Source organism: uncultured Winogradskyella sp., from assembly GCF_947495255.1.
GTDB lineage: Bacteria > Bacteroidota > Bacteroidia > Flavobacteriales > Flavobacteriaceae > Winogradskyella.
The window spans coordinates 329,112-346,982 of record NZ_CANLYI010000001.1 but is presented as its reverse complement, the minus strand read 5'-3'; the positions used below and the strand labels follow the sequence as shown (position 1 = coordinate 346,982).

The window sequence follows — 17,871 nt, the reverse complement described above, 5'->3', positions numbered from 1 at the left end:
TTCATATTATTTAGTTCTCTATACGATTTTTTCCTCCTTCAAAATCACTCGAATAAAGACTTAAAATTTATTTTACTTGTTTAATTCTAAAGCTGCCATAATAAAGGGGCCAGTTCCTTTAGGGTCATTAGATCTAATTATTTCTCCAATATAGTATTCAAATGTGCCATCTCTATATGGATTCCCTCCTAAACCTGCGACACCACAACATTTGTTAAGATTTACAACTCCATTGTCTTCAACGGTAATGAATAAATCTAGAGTGCCTTGAAACGCCTTATTCGCATTCTCTAAATAGGTGTTTGGTAAGTATCCTTTATTAACTCCTTTTGCTAAAGTGTATGTAAACATACTTGTTCCTGTTGCTTCTAAGTAGTTTCCTTCTCTTTCAGGTAAATTGAGCACTTGAAACCATGTACCACTTTTATCTTGGTATTTTACGATAGCTTCGGCATATTGGTTGAGATATTTAATAATTCTTGCTCTTCCTTGATGATTTTCTGGTAAAAAATCTAACACATCTACTAATGCCATGCCGTACCAACCCATTCCACGAGACCAAAAATTCTCTGAAAGCCCTGTCTCTTTATTAGCCCATTTTTGATTTCTACTTTCATCCCAACCATGGAAGTATAATCCTGTTTCTGAATCTCTACTGTATTTTTCAATTAAGTCAAATTGAAGAACAATTTTATCATAAACCTTGTTTGCTACTGCAGTATTCATATAGTCTTTAGCATATTTAGCATGAAATGGTTCAGCCATATATAAACCATCTAACCACATCTGATATGGATATTTTTTTTTATGCCAAAAACCACCTTCTGAAGTTGTTGGTTGACCTTCTAATTGTTTATGAAGTGTATCCATTACTTTTTTAAAACGAGGCTCTTTAGTTTTGTTGTACACATAGTAAATGATATCGCCAGCTTTTATCATATCTAAGTTGTAGTTAGACATTTTGTAGGTTTTGATAGTACCATCTTCTTCAATCATTCTATCAGGATACTCATATATATAATCATATATTTTTTGATTGTTAATTTGCTCATAAACCTTAGACATTGCTTGCAAAACTAACCCTGGTGTATAACTCCATTTTGGTTTGTCTCTAAAATCTAAAAGTGTTGGATCTGGAAATCTTTTAATTTCGGACAAAGCCATACGTTCTGACCATTTTAATGAATCAGAAATTTCCATTTCTTGTTTTGGTGCTTCCGCTTGCTTCTTTTCTTCTTTACAACTTGTAAAAAAACTTAAAGCTAATATTGTAATGAGCGTTATATTTTTCATCTTAACTATGTTATTGCTTTTCGTATTTCTTAATCACTAAATATTTTAATTCTATATCACCAGCATTACTAATACCATGCATACTATTTGGTGGGCAATACAAACTTGTATTGGCTTCTACAACAACTTCTTTTCCATCTAAATAAAACCTTGCAGTACCTTCTAAAACATAAAAGAATTCATCTTCGGGATGTTGGTGTGGTGCGTGTGTAGATTTCCCTGGTGCTACCACACTCAACTTAAGTGTTCTCCCATCTAAAAACTCTTTATCTGCAAACCAATACTGATAGCCGACTTTTGTTGGTATAGCTTCATCTTTGGAAAATGTATTTACGCAGTCTTCAATGGTATAAGTTTTGTCTTGTGCATTGATAGTTTGAGAACTAATATACATACAAAAGAGTATTACACTTTTTAATAGGATCTTCATTATAGCGCGTTATTTGAATTCAATTCATCCAATAAACCATCTAAATAGGTTAAAAATTCGGCTTCTGTTTTAATGCCATCAACTTCCTGTTCCCAAGCTCCTAAAAAGTAAAATGACACTGGCGTTGTAGTTGGTTTAAATTCAATTAAATAATCGTCTTCTCCTTTTTTGATTTCGGAGGTAGTCTTAATCTCATAAAAAATTGCCATTCCTAAATCGTCTGGTACCAACGTTTGCTCACCATAAGTTGCTATGTAAGCCCATTTGTTGTTGGTACTTTCTTTCTGAAAATAATTAACACCATGATCGATAATTCCTGTTACAATGCCATCGATTGCTTTTGAAGGCTGAATAGTGTGTTTTGTGTACCGTTGATCTGGACGAATACTTAATGTTGATTTTAGATCGATTTTATTATCATCTGTTTTCCAACCTTTATAATTTATAATTACAGAAGATGCATCTAAGTTATTTTGTACAGAAGCAAATGTGGAATCGACTTCTTTAAAATGAAGTACTTCACCTTCAACTGAGCGACCTATAGAACCAATGCCAAGCCCACTTCCCACTTTTAAGATGTCTTGTCCCCAAGGCTCAGGTTCATGATATGAATCGAAACCATCTTGGCCGACTTTAGACAACACCATAGTATCTGTTTTTTTTCCGAAAATATCAATGGCATTTCTCCAATCTAAATAGAGCCTGAATCCTATTTTATTGTTTTCCCAACCTGGTCCTTCGTAACGTATGTACCAAGAATGGTCGGTCTGGTTATCTGGAACACGAAATTTTTCAACATTTTTAAATGAAGTTCCACCATCATATTCTTCGTGTCCTCTTGTGCCATCAATCCATTCTCCACCTTGTGCAATAGAGATTTCTGCATAAGTTTTTGGTGTTTCAATCACTTTTTCAGTTTGCTTAATCGGTTCTTTTATGTCTTCTTTTTTCTCAGATTTACATGCTGTAATTGAAGCAATAAAACATAAAGCAATTATAAATTTTAGTGTTTTCATTCTTTATCTTTTTTGAGTGTTTTATCTAAAAATGTTGAGATGTAATTTACAGTATCATTAAACCATGGGTGAAATAACCAAAAAGTATGTGGACTATCTGGAAAGTTTTCGACTTGACTATAAATTTTATGTTTATCTAAAATTTTAATCATGTCTTCTCGTCCTGCTTGAAAACGCTCATACTGACTACTTATAAATAAAATAGGAGGGGTGTTTTTATCAGTGTGGGTTAGGGCAGATGCTTCTTTCCATGTTTCAGGCTTTTCTTTAGATGTACCTCCTAACCACCAACTAGCCATTTTGCCTTCACTAGATTTAGGATGAATAAATGCTAAAACACCATCTAAGTTCACAATGGCTTGGACAGACGTTAACGTAGAATATTCTGTTTTTTCTTGAAACTTTGGATTGCTATTTGTTGTACCGACCAAGGTTGCCATTTGTGCGCCTGAAGAGGTTCCTAAAATAGCGACTTTCGTCGTGTCTAAATTAAATTGCTTGGCATTAGATTTTATATATTGAATCGCTTGTTTTAAATCATAAATCCCTTCGGGATATGGCACTTCGTCTGATAATCTATATTCTACTGCAAAACAAGAATAACCTTTAGAAGCAATGTTTTGTGCCATTGGTGCCATGTGAGATTTGTTGCCAGATTTCCATCCGCCTCCATGCACTAAAATAACAGCTGGATTATTTTCTGATGTATTTATAAAAGCATCCAAACAAAGCGTTCTGTTTTCTAACGTTTTGTATGTTATGTTTTCCGTTTTAAATACATTTTGAGACTGTTGCGATTTTACAATTTCAATTTGTGGAAAATCTTTTTTGTATTTTTTATAAGAACTTGTTACTGTGTATGAAGTGTCTTTCTGTATGGATTGAAAAGCAAATACAGTTGATACATTCAATAAAAGAATGAAGCTATATGAAATTGATTTATACACTATTCTTATTTTTTATTTAAAGAATAAGCCTGATTTTGTAAATCAGGCTATCATAGGAATTGAAATCTAAACAACTAATCAAAATATCTCCTATTTTATTCCTGCTACTAATTCTCTTCTTTGGGTGGACTTTGCATTAAAGCCCCATTAATATACGTATCTATAAGTTTTAAATTAGAAACATTTTCTAAAGAGAAAGCACTTTCAACTTTTTCTATATTTACATTTCTTAAAGTGACATTTTTAATTGGTGATTCTTTATAGCCTTTTGCTAAAATTCCGAATTCGCCACCATTTTTAACAGTAATATTTTCTAACCAAATATTTTTTATTTCAGGAATAAACTCACCAGTTTGATTAGTATAAGTAGCATAAAACATATTAATCTTTAAAAAGGCTTCTTTAACTTGTCCTACTTCTAAGTTTCTAACATAAACTCCATCGATTATTCCACCTCTTCTAGAATTTGTTTTTAATCGTATTGCTCTGTCTAAATTAGGACTGTCCATGGTACAATTATCTACATATACATTACTAACACCTGCAGACATTTCGCTACCAATTACTACACCTCCATGTCCATCGATCATTTTGCAATTTTGAACAACTATATTTTCAGTTTTGATGGCAACTCTTCTGCCTTCGGCATCTCTACCTGCTTTTATTGCAATGCAATCATCTCCTGTATTGAAAGTACAATTCTTAATAATTACGTTTTTAGAATATTCTGGATCACAGCCATCATTATTTGGACCATGACTCTCAACAGTGACTCCATCTATAATGACATTGTTGGATTTAAAAGGATGAATAATCCAAAATGGTGCATTAACTATTTTTACGCCTTGTATGAGTACATTACTACATTCGTAAGGCTCTAGGAAAGTTGGTCTTAAATAATGTCCTTCACCAAATAGCCGTTCATTTAATGGTGTTCCGTTTTGTCCCATATCCATTAACCTCGGAAGGCTAAGACTATCTTTTTGTTTTGGCATACCATTTTTCCAACCATATTCATCTTTTCCACACCAACTCCACCAATTATCATTTCCTGCTTGACCGTTTAAAACTCCTTTACCTGTTACAGCAATGTTATTCTTTTTATTGGCATATATTAATGGTGAATAATTCATAAGCTCAACACCTTCATACGATGTTGGTACAATTGGGTAGTCGTTTGGATTGGTACTAAATAGTATTTCTGCACCTTCCTCTAAATGAAGATTTATATTATTATCTAAATGAATTGCTCCTGTTAGGTATTTCCCTTTTGGAACTAAAACTTGCCCACCTCCTTTTTCAGCACAAGCAGCAATTGTTTTTTTAAATACTTCAGTGTTGAAAGTAATTCCATCTGGATTTGCTCCAAAATCTATGATATTAAAAGTTGCATCTGGAAACTCAGGAACAGAAACACTCGCGATTATATCATTCATTATAGACCAAGGGTCATTTTTTGATGTTGTTTTTTTTTCTTGCACGTTTTTACAAGAGGTTAAAGAAATAAACATAGCTACTAATAATAAACAAGTAACCTGTATAGATGTATGTTTTTTTATAATTGTAGACCCAAATAATGACATCATTGCAAGTAATTTATTATTAAAAAATGTAATCGATTACAAAACTAAAAAAATTAGTTCGATAAAGCAAATTTTAGATATTAAAAATACAAACAATTGACTAACTAATTTATTATGAATACGGATTTATTATTTACTGTAAAATACAGACTTTATAAATTATTTTTATGAAACAATTATTATTTTATGCATGGATGCTATTGGTGTTCACGCAAATTTCTGCTCAATCTATAACCATCACTGAATCTTCTGGTTGGATGGAATCGGCTTTTGTAAAATGGCTTCCTGTTGATGGAGTAGATAGTTACAATGTCTATTATTCTGGTGGCGGAATTACTAATCAAATTATTGAAACACAGCTTATTCGTAATTATGGTAGTTATTATCGTGCAGATGTTTTAGGAATTTCTACAGGTACTTATACTATAAAAATTGTTCTAGTTACAGCAAATATTGAAGGATTAGCTACAGTATCTAATAGTATTACTGTAACAGCTCATGATAGAAATGGTTTTGCGCATTTTAATGGTCACGTTCCTGGGGCATATAACCTTGACGAGACACTTAAGCCCAATGCAATAGTAATTTATATAACCGAGAACTCAAAAATCACAATCTCATTAAATGTTGTAGGTGCTACAACAAAACCATGTGTTGGACTTCAAGCTATTTTAGATGGCTTTAAAAAAGGGGATGATGACCTTCCTTTGGTTGTTAGGTTAATAGGTAATATTACCGATTTAGATTATATGTTAAATGGTGATGTCGTTATTGAAAATGAAAATAATATTATTGGTTCTATAACTTTTGAAGGTATTAGTGACGATGCTCAGGTAAATGGTTGGGGACTTCGTATTAAAAGAGGTACAAATATTGAAGTTCGAAACCTTGGGTTTATGCTTACCAATGCAAATGAGGGTGACAATATTGGCTTGCAACAGGACAATGAATATGTTTGGGTTCATAATTGTGATTTGTTTTATGGAGCTGCTGGTGGTGATGCCGACCAAGCAAAAGGTGATGGAGCCTTAGATTGTAAAAGATCGACTTATGTAACAATGTCTTATAATCACTTTTGGGATACCGGAAAAAGTAACCTTTTAGGGTTGAGTGAAAATACTACCACAGGATTATATGTTACCTATCATCATAGTTGGTATGATCATTCAGATTCTCGTCATCCTCGTGTTCGTTTTTATTCTGCTCATATTTACAACAACTATTTTGATGGGAACGCAAAATACGGATCCGGTTCTACAGAAGGTTCATCTTTATTCTTAGAAGGAAACACTTTTCGTAATTGTAAATATCCTATGTTGACTTCGCAACAAGGCACCGATGTCTTTAATGGATCTAATTGAACTTTTTCTGGTGAAGATGGTGGTGTAATAAAAGCATTTAATAATGACATGAGCGGTGAGACTCGATTTGTAGCTTATGATGCTGTGGATTACCCTGTTCAATTTGATGCTTATGTAGCGACAACAAGAAGTGAAGAGTTTATAAGTAATATTACATCTTTCCAAGGAGGTAATACTTATAATAACTTTGACACAGACCCAAATTTATATATAAATTCATAATCCATCGATAGTCCTATCGTTGCAAAAAACAACGTTGTACAATATTCTAGACGTGTTTCAGGAGGTGATATTGAGTGGACTTTCGATAGTCCTAATGACGATACCTCTTATGCTATAAATACGGGATTACTAGCTCTTTTAGCTTCATATACAACTAATTTAGTGTAAGTACAAGGTGATGCCACCTGCTGGGAGCACACATACTTTAACGGTTTCTGACAACAATAATCAGTGGATTGATGAAGGTACTGCTATTACAGATATGATTTTTACTTGGGGAAGAGATGCAACAGGTGCTTCTGTTTCAGGGTTACCTTCTTCTGGAATAAATTTTAGTATAGACAACAGCATGAAAACTGTTATCGTTTTTGGTACACCAACAAATAATGTGTCTTTTTCAGTAACTACTATTGGATCATTCGGAACAACTGTAACGGGTGAAGGTAGTATAAACATAAATGGAATTCCTTCCGGAGATGAAACACATAATTTTACAACATCTGGACTAAATAGTAGTTTTTACACATTTACTAATGCAAATATGAATTCTAATCCTGGTTCAACGACCTATGATGGATTAACATTAACTGAACGATTAAAAATTGAATCCTCAACAAAAATTTCATATGCCACAAACTCAGTTTCAACGCTAACATTGCTATTTGACCCTAATTTCAGTGGAAACATAAAACTTGATGGTTCTGCACATTCTGCTACTGATGGAGTACTTACTTTAACAAATATTCCTGCCGGAAATCATAATATTACTAAAGGGAATGTTGCCAATCTATATTATATTAAAAGTGAATTTGCATTGCGTATAGAGGATGTTACTCCCTTCTTCAGGATATGCATCCATATCAACGTCCATTGTCCCTAGATCATTACTTCCAATAGGTGTACCTCCATCCATGGTTCCAGAGCTATATTCTGAGCCATAAAAACGAATAGTTCTTATGCCATCCACATCTATTTCTAAAGAATTACTATCTTGAAAAGCAACACCATAAACTTGTTGCTGCTTGTGTTCTTATTTTACCATCTGGACTTGTTGTAGAGGTTACAGGATCCCATTGTACTCCTGTATTTGTAAAGGTTGATTCATCTCCTAAATTGTAAGAGATCGTTGTTTGTCCGTTTGCTAAAAAGCACGCGAAGAGAATGACAAACATTGTGAAAAAGGAAAGTTTTTTCATAATTGAATAGTTTATATTTAGTTTAATCTTTGTTGATTAAAAAATTTACGAAGGCTATTCTATATTATTGGGAGTTTTTAATTACAACATATTTTTTAAAATTATAAATGCAATCGATTATGTAAAAACGTGTAATAATTCACTTATATATGTAACGTTAAATAATAATTAAATCCACTTACTTTTTGAGTATCCTAAAGGTTTTTTGATTTTCCTTAATTTTTAATCTAACAAAATAAATGCCTTGAGTTAAATGACTTAAGTTTATATTGTTTATAACACCATTTGTTTTTGTGGATTCATTTATTAGGTTTTTGCCTTTTGCGGAGTAAATTGAATACTTTACCTCAGCGTTACTAATATTGGATAATTTTATATTTAATACATCTTTAACTATAGTTGGGTAGTACTTTATATTTGAGAATATATTATTTTCTATTCCTAAATTTTCGCAACTTGAAGATATTACACCAGCACTAGTTACATTTAGTGTTGCACCAGCACCACATGTTGTATTTGGTATATATGTAGCTACATCGCTAACAGGAATTACATTGTATGAGTATGTTGGCTCAGTTACAGAGCCAATGTTAGATACACTATTTATACAATTGTCAAATTCTAACGTAACTGTACCTCCATAGCCTTGATATACCGTGCCAATATTTGCAAAATCTGAATTTTCAACATAACAAGAAAGTGTGTTAATTCCACCACTCAACCCTAATGCGCGCGAGCTTGAGACATCTGTATTGTAATAACAGTTTATTATATGTAATTCAGCATTTCTAGCTCTAGGCATTCTTTCTCTGCAACCTTCTGCCCAATAGCAGTTTTGAAAAGTAATACTGTAATGTCCATCTGCTGGAGATTGAGAGTCACTTGACCCAACCAAATTTGAAAATCTATGGTCGTTTGATCCTCCAGGTCCACCTGGAACTGCTGGTTTTAGATAGGTAAATTTACACCAAGATACGGTTACATTATCTGAATTTCCTTTAATATCGAAATTGCCATCAACTCCATCTTGAAACTCACAATGATCAACCCAAAGGTTTGTGCAACCGTCCGCAGTAAGATTATCTCTACCGTCAACGTCATATGCTCCAGGGCCTTCAAAAATTAAATTCCTTATAATAACATTATTAGAGCCATTTTTTAAATTTAAAATACCTGAACCCGATTGTGTTTGTGTATTGTTTACTAGTCTAGCATTTGGTAGACCAATAATTGTTTTATTTGTAACGACCTCACTAATATTTTGTCCTGCTGCAATTGTAATTGTACCAGAGACTAATATTACTTGTGGAGTCTGCAATTTAATTTTAGCCTTAAAATCAGTATAAGTATTTACTGTTACGGGAGCGACGTTACCGCCACCCGTAGCGCCTTGTCCGTAGCCTTGAGGGGTTGTTGTGTAATAAGTTTGACTAAATGCTAAATTAGCGTTGAATAAAACGATAAAACATGTTATAATACTTTTCATATAATATTGAATGTTATTTACAGATAATGTAATCGATTACAAAAGTATGTACAAATTAATTATTTTCTAGCAATTGTCATAAAATTATGATTGAGAACCTAAAATTGAGAAAAACTTAATTTTTCAAGGAATTATTATTATTCTAAAAAAATGTTAACAAAAATTTGTGTATTTGAAAATTAACAATAAATTTGTGCAATCGATTACATAAAAATTAATTTATAAACTAAATACAATAATTTCATGTTTAACAATCTAACTGATTTTTTGTTTTTCTATTCTAGTGGAAAGAAGGCAAAAAGATTTTATACTGTAAAATCTTCATCGTTGATGCTATTCGCATTATTTGTTTTTGGCAGTTCTTTTCTATATTCTCAAGACCTTACGGTTATTGGGACAGTAACTGCCGAAGATTTAGGGCCTGTGCCAGGAGCAAGTGTATTGCTTAAAGGAACTTCAAAAGGAACTTCTACTGATTTTGATGGTAATTATTCATTAAGTGTTAATGATCCTGATGCTATTTTGGTGTTTTCGTATATTGGGTATACCACTCAAGAGGTGAAAGTTTCTGGTAAAAAAATAATTAATATTGTCCTTGAGCCTAGTTTAGAGTCTTTGGATGAAGTTGTTGTTATTGGTTATGGAACATCAAAAAAATCTGACTTAACAGGCTCTGTTGTTTCTATAGGAGGTAGTGACTTAAAAGAGCAAGGGATATCAAGTGTAGCTGAAACATTGACAGGTCGTTTAGCCGGTGTTCAGGTCCTTTCAGCAGAAGGTTCTCCTGATTCTGAGATACAAATTAGGGTACGAGGTGCTGGATCTCTAACCCAGGATAGTTCTCCTTTAATAATTGTTGATGGTTTTCCTATTAATAGTCTAAGTGATATTTCGCCAACAGATATCGAAAATATTAGTATTCTAAAAGATGCTTCGTCTACTGCTATCTATGGTTCTAGAGGTGCAAATGGTGTTGTAATTATTACAACGAAGAGTGGGAAGTCAGGAAAAATTTCGGTTAATTATAATATGTTTTATGGTGTAAAGCAGATAGCAAAAACAATAGATGTGCTTAGTCCAGAAGATTATGTTAAATGGCAATACGAATATGCATTACTTGACGATGAGCCACAAAGCTATGAGCAGTATTTTGGATTGTATCAAGACTATGATCAATACGTTGGTATGCAGGGTAATGATTGGCAGAAGCAAATATATGGTAGAACCGGAGAAGTAAATAGCCGTGATTTAGCCATAAGAGGCGGTTCTGAAAAAATTAGTTATAACTTTAATTACGCGCTTTACGATGAAAAAGCTATTATGATAGGTTCAGACTTTAAAAGAAATAACTTGTCGTTAGCGCTTAAGAGTAAAGCTAGTGAGAAAATAGATTTGTCATTTACAATGCGTTATGCTGACACCGAAGTTAATGGTGGTGGAGCTAATGAACAAAATGAAGTTTCTTCTGCTGATGCGCGTCTTAGGCATAGTGTAGGTTATTCTCCAATACCACTGCCTGGTTTAACAACAACTAATACAGACGAGGCGGTTTCTGGTTATTTAGTAAATCCTTTTGTGGCGGTTGCAGATAATCAAAGAAGACAATTGGCTGAGAATTTTAATATGTTAGGTAGTTTTTCTTGGAAAATTATTGATAATCTAAAATTTAGAAGTGATGTAGGTTTAAATAAAAGAAATGATTTGGACTATAGGTACTATGGAAGATCAACTTATTATGCTAACAATAGACCATCTGCTGAAAATCAAGGAATGCCTGCTTTAATTATTAGAGATAGAAAAAGGGAAAGCTTTAGAAATTCTAATACACTAAATTATGATTTTGTAAAACATATGGGTGAGGATCATGGTCTAAAATTATTATTAGGTCAAGAAATGATAGTTTCAAAAGATAATAGAGTCACAAGTGAAATTCAGGGATTTCCTGAAGATTTTGCTTTTCAAACTACAATAAATTTAACAACACAGGGTACACCTTTATCTGTTAATAATTTTTATAGTCCTGATGATAAATTACTGTCATTTTTTGGGCGTTTAAATTACGATTTTAAAAACCGTTATTTGTTTACTGCAACATATCGTGTTGATGGTTCTAGTAAGTTTTTAGGTGACAATCAATGGGGATATTTTCCATCTGCTGCTGCTGCATGGAAAATTTCTGAAGAAGAATTTTTTAGTGATACTAATTGGTTAGATTTACTTAAACTGAGAGTTAGTTATGGGCAGGCAGGTAATAATAATATTCCTGCAGGTCAAACCGTTCAAAATTTTGAATCATCAAATACTTCTTATTTAAATGGAATTGATAATTATTGGTCGGCCTCGAGGTATTTAGCTAATCCTGATTTAAAATGGGAAACTACAGTGTCACAAAACCTTGGATTAGATTTTGGAATATTAGGTGGGAAAGTAAGTGGTTCTTTTGAAATGTATAAGAATGTAACTGAAGATTTGTTAATTAGATTTCCGACACCAGGAACTGGATATGATAGTCAATATAGAAATATAGGTGAGATTCAAAATACCGGTTTTGAAGCTTCGTTAAATATAAATGCAATAGAAAAGAAAAACGTTGGTTTAAATGTTTCATTTAATATTGGAGTTAATAAAAACCGCATTAATTCGCTTGGTGAGCTAGAGGATTTTGGAACAAACACTAATTGGGCTTCCACTCAAATTGGAAATGATTATTTTGTACAAGTTGGTCAATCAATTGGCTTAATGTATGGTTATCAAAGTGACGGAAGATATGAAGTGTCAGATTTTGATTATGATGCAACATCTGGTGTTTATACGTTAAAGAATGGTGTAGCTGACAATAGTGCAGTTATAGGTAACGTAATACCAGGCTCAATGAAATTAAAAGATATTGATGGTGATGGTATTGTAGATGTAAATGATAATTCAATTATTGGTAATGCAAACCCAACCCATACAGGTGGTATGGTTTTAAATGCGCGTGTTTATGGTTTTGATCTTTCCGCAGCTTTTAACTGGAGTGTAGGTAATGATATATACAATGCTAATAAAATAGAATTTAATACAGCCAATCAAAATGGTCAGTATAGAAATTTAACAACATTAATGGCTGACGGAAATAGATGGACAAATTTAGATCCGTCAACAGGACAGTTAGTTACAGACCCTTCTCAGTTAGAGGCGCTTAACGCAAATACATCTATGTGGTCGCCTTACATGCAAAACCGTGTGTTTAGTGATTGGGCTGTAGAAGATGGTTCTTTCTTAAGATTAAACACATTAACGTTAGGTTATACACTTCCTGATTCTGCATTATCTGGTTTAAGTATTTCTAAACTAAGGCTATATGTAACGGCTAATAATGTTTTTGTTATTACTAATTATTCAGGATTGGACCCAGAGGTTTCAACTAGAAGAAATACTCCATTAACTCCTGGTGTGGATTATTCTCCATATCCAAGAAGTAGACAAGTCGTATTTGGATTAAACCTAAATTTTTAATTTAAACATTTTTTAAAAGATGAAAAAAATAATAATTATTTCAGGAATTTTACTAGCTGGAATTTTAAATTCTTGCCAAGAGTTTGATGAGGACTTTTTAGACGCACCAGCTCAGTCTTCATTAGATGAGTCAATAATATTCTCTACACCTGGTTTAGCAAGAGGAGCTGTAGATGGAATTATGGAGCCTTTTGGGCAAACTAATTCTTACAGAGGGCGTTTTATTCCATTTTATGGATTTAATACTGATATTGAATGGAACTATAGCTCAGATGATGCTGGTAGTTCTCAAGGAGAATTAATGATATATGATGCCAAGCCTAATAATTCTCAAATGAATTCTACAAATAATGCTTGGGCAATGATGTATAAAGGAATCGAACGAGCAAATATATGTATTAGAGGATTAAGGAATTTTGGCAGTCCTCAGCCAAATACGGAATTAGGTCAATTGTTAGGCGAGGCTTTAACATTGAGAGCAATTTATTATGCTGATTTAATGAAAGCTTGGGGAGATGTTCCTGCGCGTTTTGAACCAATAAATTCAGAAACTATATATTTAGAAAAGTCTAGTAGAGATATTATTTATAAGCAAATTATTGCAGATTTAGGAGAGGCGTCTACATTAGTAGCATGGCCAAATGAGACTGCAGCTACTAATTCCGTAGAACGCATAAATAAAACTTTTGTAAAAAGTTTAAGAGCACGTTTAGCAATGGTTGCTAGTGGTTTTCAACAATATCCGGATGGCGTGAGACGAAGCAATGACTCAGAACTTTCAGTAGAAAGTATGTATGCACTGGCTTTAGATGAGGCTACAGATGTAATTGAGAGTGGTAGTGCTCATTTAGAACCATCATTTGAAAGTTTTTGGAAAAAATATAATGAAGAAGTTATAACAGCTGGAGGTGAATCTTTATGGGAAATACCTTTTTCAGATGGTCGAGGAAGAGTTTTGTTTTCATTCGCTGTAAGACATAGGGGTGTTGATCAGCATACAGGTCAGGCCAGAGGTGGTATTGCAGGTCCATTACCTACCGTTTTTTATGATTTTGATGAACAAGATAGTCGTAGAGATGTTAGTTGTGTTCCATACCAATGGGGAAATCCAATTGATGGAACAGCAAAACAAGAACTCGTAAACTTAAATACGTGGTATTTTGGGAAATATAGATATGAGTGGATGAATCGTTATGTAACTTCATCAAATGATGATGGTGTCAATAAAATTTACATGCGTTATGCTGAGGTTCTTTTAATTGCTGCAGAAGCTGCAAATGAATTGCAAGGAGCTGGAGCTGCTGCTGAATATTTAAAGGAAATAAGAAGAAGAGCATTTCCTTCTAATTTACATGCAGAAAAAGTTGATTCTTATGTTGATGGCTTATCAAGTTCGCAAGAAATGTTTGATGCTATTGTTGATGAATACTTATTTGAATTTACGGGTGAAATGATACGTAAACAAAATCTTATCCGTTGGAATTTATTAGGCTCTAATTTAGAAGAAGCCAAAGTAAAGATGTTTAATCTAAAGAATCGTACAGGTGAATATAGTGATGTGCCATCAACATTGTATTACAAATATGAAGATGATGATGAGAGTATAGATATTTATGGATTAAACAGAAATGAAAACATAGATCCAGGAGCTGAATATTCTGCTTTTAGTTGGGTAACACTAGAAGATGAAATGATAAATTCTCTTTTCAAACCTGGAGTGAATCCAGATGATAGACAGTTTTGGCCAATATGGCAAGTGTTTATTGATGGAAGTAATGGTAAGTTAGTCAACGATTATGGCTATTAGAAAATAATTAATAAGAAATAAATTATTATGAAAACAAAGCACAATTTTAAATCCATATTAATAGTTATGGTTTTATTACTAACATTTTCTGGATGTGATAAGAATGACGAATTAATAGATGAACTTGATATTTCTAGAGAGTTTGCTCCTGTAGGCTTAACGTCAATTATTAGAAATCAAACTATTGTAGAACTTAATTGGACTAAGGATGACAACGTAGAAAACTATTTAGTAGAAGTTAGTGAAGATGTAGATTTTTCATCAATTGTAGAGTCGGTTAATGTTTCGTCAAATGAATTACCTGTACAAATTCAATTAATAGGAGAGACAGTATATTATATAAGAGTACAGGCTTTAAGTTCTAGAGGGTTAGAGGATTCAACTTATGCAACAACAACAGAAACAACTTTAACAGAGCAACTTTTTCTAACTATAGAGCCCGGTGATATATTAGCTACCGCAGCGACATTAAGATGGGTTGCAAATAGTGCTGTAACCGAAATATTGGTTACGCCTGGTGATATTAGCTATGCGTTATCAGCACAAGAAATTGCTGACGGAATTGCAACAATTTCAGGGTTAATAGGTGAAACAGATTATACCGCCCAGTTATTAAATGATACTAATATAAGAGGTGTTCAAATGTTTACAACGGGTATAGATATTGGCGATGGTGTTTTAGTTACTCCAACTGATGATATATTTCAAATGGTAGCAGATGCTCTACCAGGAGATGTTTTAGTCCTAGAACAAGGTGATTATACGGATCAAATAGGTACAATAGTAATAGATAAGCCATTGACTATTAGAGGACTGTTAAGTTTTGATAAGCCACTATTGAAAGTTAGTTTTTCTATTGTTACAGGAGCTACAGATGTTAGTCTAATTGACTTGGATTTAACGGGTGATATTGCTTCGGAATTAACTGATGTTGTTAGGTATAGTGCAGCTGGTGCATATGATTCATTATTAGTGAGCGGTTGCAATATTCACGATTATAATAGATCTTTTATTGCAGGAAATGAGACTGATGCAATTGTTCAATTAGTTACAGTTGAAAATTGTGTAGTTACTAATGTATTAACAAGTGGAGGTGATTTCTTTGACTTTAGAAATTCAGATGTATTAAATGTGAATTTTAATACAAGTACATTTAATAATTGCGCGCCTGGACGTGACTTCTTTAGAATTGATGATGCTGGTACTTCAACTCAAACTGGGTTAGTTTGTAATGTAACTTTAGATAGTTGTACGTTATATGCATGTTCTAACTCTTCAAGCAAGAGGATATTATATATTAGATTTCAAACTAATGATATTATAGTTCAAAATACACTAATAGCGGATACAGATTCAGAAGGTTTTTCTGATCAAACTAGAACAGATGAGTTTATTGACTTTAATAACAATAATTATTTTAATGCACCAACAATGTTCGACTCTAGTGTATTAAGATTTGATAATACAACAAGTTATACAACTTTAGATCCAGGGTTTACAAACCCAACAGAAGGTGACTTTACTCTTACAACACAAACACTTATAGACAACCAAGTTGGTGATCCGCGTTGGAGGCAGTAATAGATTAATAGATTAAGTTAGTCTTTAAAAGGAGGTATGTTTGAAGAAACATTTCTCCTTTTTTCATTTTTATTCTTCTTACAATTAAAACAAAAAAATATGATTCTCAGAAAAAAACTAACAGTACTAGTTTTTATATTATTTAGTGGTTTAAGTTTTGGACAAGAATTAGCTTTTCCCACAGCAGAAGGTTTTGGAAAGTACGCTAAAGGTGGGCGAGGTGGTTTTATATATAAGGTTACTAATTTAAATGACGATGGTGAAGGAAGTTTAAGAAAAGGGATACTAAAAAAAGGAGCTAGAATAATAATTTTCGAAATTTCTGGGACTATAGAACTAAAATCAAAATTAGATATTAATAGAGGAGATGTTAGTATTCTTGGTCATACAGCTCCAGCTGATGGAATTACAATTAAAGGTTACCCAGTATCTATCAAAGCAAATAATGTTATTTTAAGATATATTAGGTTTAGAATGGGTGACATAAATAACATTGAAGGTGATGCATTAGGTTGCAGAAGTACTGAAAATGTAATCATAGATCACTGCTCTATTAGTTGGGCTACTGATGAAAATGCTTCTTTTTATAATAATAAGAATTTTACGCTTCAATGGTGTATTATTTCTGAAGCGTTAAATAGGTCAGTTCATGAGAAGGGAGCACACGGATATGGTGGTATTTGGGGAGGAGTAAAGGCGTCATTTCATCACAATTTACTAGTAAGTAATAATAGTAGGAATCCTAGATTTAGTGGTTCTAAAACAACAGAAAATTCTCAAAATGAATTTGTAGATTTCCGAAATAATGTGATTTATAATTGGGGAGAAAATAGTATTTATGGTGGTGAAAATGGTACTTACAATTTAGTTAATAATTATTTTAAACCAGGACCAGCAACCACATCATCAAAAGTGAATAGAATTGTAAGTCCATCAAAACCATACGGAGATTTTTATGTAAATGGAAATTTTGTGTTTGGTGATGAACGCGTAACTGCTAACAATTGGGACGGTGGTGTTCAATGTGAAAACCCAGAACTTACTAAACTAAATGAAGCTGTTAGTATTGATTACAATATTAAAACGTCTAATGCAGAAGAAGCACTAACAAAGGTCTTAAAACATGCTGGATTAAGTATTAATAGAGATTCTGTGGACGCCAGAATTATAAAAACCGTAAAGAATGGCGATGCTACTTATAAGAATGGCATTATTGATTCGCAAGAAGACGTTGGTGGATGGCCAATTTTAAAGATTAAGAAAGTAATGAAGGATACTGATAATGACGGTATACCAAATAAATGGGAAAGAAAATTAAAACTAGATTGTAATACCAAAGACTCACATTTAAATACCTTAAATATAAATTACTCGAATATCGAAGTATATGCCAATCAATTATTAGTTAAATGCGGTAATAGTTATTAGTTGAAATCAATAAATTTACAATT

The 17,871-nt window shown here is 32.8% G+C and carries 14 protein-coding genes; 7 read left to right on the top strand and 7 right to left on the bottom strand.

Going from position 1 to position 17,871, the window contains the following annotated elements:
* Positions 1-72: 72 nt before the first annotated feature.
* The 5 genes from Q0807_RS01465 to Q0807_RS01445 form a co-directional block, all read right to left on the bottom strand.
* Positions 73-1,293 (bottom strand): glycoside hydrolase family 105 protein, encoded by a 1,221-nt coding sequence (locus tag Q0807_RS01465; RefSeq protein ID WP_299105548.1) that lies wholly within the window; start codon positions 1,291-1,293, stop codon positions 73-75.
* Between the two features lie 10 nt (positions 1,294-1,303).
* Complete coding sequence (locus Q0807_RS01460) at positions 1,304-1,723, bottom strand: cupin domain-containing protein (RefSeq protein WP_299105545.1); 420 nt, start codon at positions 1,721-1,723, stop codon at positions 1,304-1,306.
* On the bottom strand, positions 1,723-2,739 hold the full coding sequence (locus Q0807_RS01455; protein ID WP_299105543.1) for a DUF4861 family protein: 1,017 nt from the start codon (positions 2,737-2,739) through the stop codon (positions 1,723-1,725). The genes Q0807_RS01460 and Q0807_RS01455 overlap by 1 nt, the downstream gene beginning before the upstream one ends.
* Positions 2,736-3,686, bottom strand: coding sequence for an alpha/beta hydrolase (locus Q0807_RS01450; RefSeq protein ID WP_299105541.1), 951 nt, complete (start codon positions 3,684-3,686; stop codon positions 2,736-2,738). Before Q0807_RS01450 ends, Q0807_RS01455 begins: the two co-directional genes overlap by 4 nt.
* A 107-nt stretch (positions 3,687-3,793) precedes the next feature.
* Positions 3,794-5,269: a glycoside hydrolase family 28 protein gene (locus Q0807_RS01445; protein ID WP_299106102.1), complete on the bottom strand. Its 1,476-nt coding sequence runs from the start codon at positions 5,267-5,269 to the stop codon at positions 3,794-3,796.
* Between the two features lie 167 nt (positions 5,270-5,436).
* Between Q0807_RS01445 and Q0807_RS01440 the strand changes: the two genes are divergently transcribed.
* The 3 genes from Q0807_RS01440 (at position 5,437) to Q0807_RS01430 (ending at position 7,732) form a co-directional block, all read left to right on the top strand.
* Positions 5,437-6,630: a polysaccharide lyase family 1 protein gene (locus tag Q0807_RS01440; RefSeq protein WP_299105539.1), complete on the top strand. Its 1,194-nt coding sequence runs from the start codon at positions 5,437-5,439 to the stop codon at positions 6,628-6,630.
* 48 nt (positions 6,631-6,678) lie between these two features.
* Positions 6,679-6,852: a hypothetical protein gene (locus Q0807_RS01435; protein ID WP_299105537.1), complete on the top strand. Its 174-nt coding sequence runs from the start codon at positions 6,679-6,681 to the stop codon at positions 6,850-6,852.
* Positions 6,853-7,030: 178 nt separating this feature from the next.
* Positions 7,031-7,732 carry a hypothetical protein gene (locus tag Q0807_RS01430; protein WP_299105535.1) on the top strand — a complete coding sequence of 234 codons (702 nt, stop codon included), beginning with the start codon at positions 7,031-7,033 and terminating at the stop codon, positions 7,730-7,732.
* Between the two features lie 106 nt (positions 7,733-7,838).
* Here the strand turns inward: Q0807_RS01430 and Q0807_RS01425 are convergent, their stop codons facing one another.
* The gene (locus Q0807_RS01425) at positions 7,839-8,048 is read right to left on the bottom strand and encodes a hypothetical protein (RefSeq protein ID WP_299105533.1); all 210 of its coding nucleotides are present in this window, start codon (positions 8,046-8,048) and stop codon (positions 7,839-7,841) included.
* A gap of 178 nt (positions 8,049-8,226) precedes the next feature.
* Positions 8,227-9,534 (bottom strand): T9SS type A sorting domain-containing protein, encoded by a 1,308-nt coding sequence (locus tag Q0807_RS01420; RefSeq protein ID WP_299105530.1) that lies wholly within the window; start codon positions 9,532-9,534, stop codon positions 8,227-8,229.
* A 243-nt stretch (positions 9,535-9,777) separates the two neighbouring features.
* Between Q0807_RS01420 and Q0807_RS01415 the strand changes: the two genes are divergently transcribed.
* The 4 genes from Q0807_RS01415 (at position 9,778) to Q0807_RS01400 (ending at position 17,848) form a co-directional block, all read left to right on the top strand.
* Entirely contained in the window at positions 9,778-13,032 is a 3,255-nt protein-coding gene (locus Q0807_RS01415; RefSeq protein ID WP_299105528.1) for a TonB-dependent receptor, read from the top strand.
* A gap of 19 nt (positions 13,033-13,051) precedes the next feature.
* Positions 13,052-14,839 (top strand): RagB/SusD family nutrient uptake outer membrane protein, encoded by a 1,788-nt coding sequence (locus tag Q0807_RS01410; RefSeq protein WP_299105526.1) that lies wholly within the window; start codon positions 13,052-13,054, stop codon positions 14,837-14,839.
* A 27-nt stretch (positions 14,840-14,866) separates the two neighbouring features.
* Entirely contained in the window at positions 14,867-16,420 is a 1,554-nt protein-coding gene (locus Q0807_RS01405; protein WP_299105524.1) for a DUF5123 domain-containing protein, read from the top strand.
* Between the two features lie 99 nt (positions 16,421-16,519).
* The gene (locus tag Q0807_RS01400; protein WP_299105522.1) at positions 16,520-17,848 is read left to right on the top strand and encodes a polysaccharide lyase family 1 protein; all 1,329 of its coding nucleotides are present in this window, start codon (positions 16,520-16,522) and stop codon (positions 17,846-17,848) included.
* The last annotated feature ends 23 nt before the right edge of the window (positions 17,849-17,871 follow it).

Coding starts and splice junctions, on each gene's coding strand:
- Q0807_RS01435 (WP_299105537.1), top strand. CDS start 6,679: ATGAGCGGTGAGACTCGATTTGTAGCTTATGATGCTGTGGATTACCCT.
- Q0807_RS01465 (WP_299105548.1), bottom strand. CDS start 1,293: ATGAAAAATATAACGCTCATTACAATATTAGCTTTAAGTTTTTTTACA.
- Q0807_RS01445 (WP_299106102.1), bottom strand. CDS start 5,269: ATGTCATTATTTGGGTCTACAATTATAAAAAAACATACATCTATACAG.
- Q0807_RS01400 (WP_299105522.1), top strand. CDS start 16,520: ATGATTCTCAGAAAAAAACTAACAGTACTAGTTTTTATATTATTTAGT.
- Q0807_RS01405 (WP_299105524.1), top strand. CDS start 14,867: ATGAAAACAAAGCACAATTTTAAATCCATATTAATAGTTATGGTTTTA.
- Q0807_RS01420 (WP_299105530.1), bottom strand. CDS start 9,534: ATGAAAAGTATTATAACATGTTTTATCGTTTTATTCAACGCTAATTTA.
- Q0807_RS01440 (WP_299105539.1), top strand. CDS start 5,437: ATGAAACAATTATTATTTTATGCATGGATGCTATTGGTGTTCACGCAA.
- Q0807_RS01460 (WP_299105545.1), bottom strand. CDS start 1,723: ATGAAGATCCTATTAAAAAGTGTAATACTCTTTTGTATGTATATTAGT.
- Q0807_RS01425 (WP_299105533.1), bottom strand. CDS start 8,048: ATGAAAAAACTTTCCTTTTTCACAATGTTTGTCATTCTCTTCGCGTGC.
- Q0807_RS01410 (WP_299105526.1), top strand. CDS start 13,052: ATGAAAAAAATAATAATTATTTCAGGAATTTTACTAGCTGGAATTTTA.
- Q0807_RS01430 (WP_299105535.1), top strand. CDS start 7,031: ATGCCACCTGCTGGGAGCACACATACTTTAACGGTTTCTGACAACAAT.
- Q0807_RS01455 (WP_299105543.1), bottom strand. CDS start 2,739: ATGAAAACACTAAAATTTATAATTGCTTTATGTTTTATTGCTTCAATT.
- Q0807_RS01415 (WP_299105528.1), top strand. CDS start 9,778: ATGTTTAACAATCTAACTGATTTTTTGTTTTTCTATTCTAGTGGAAAG.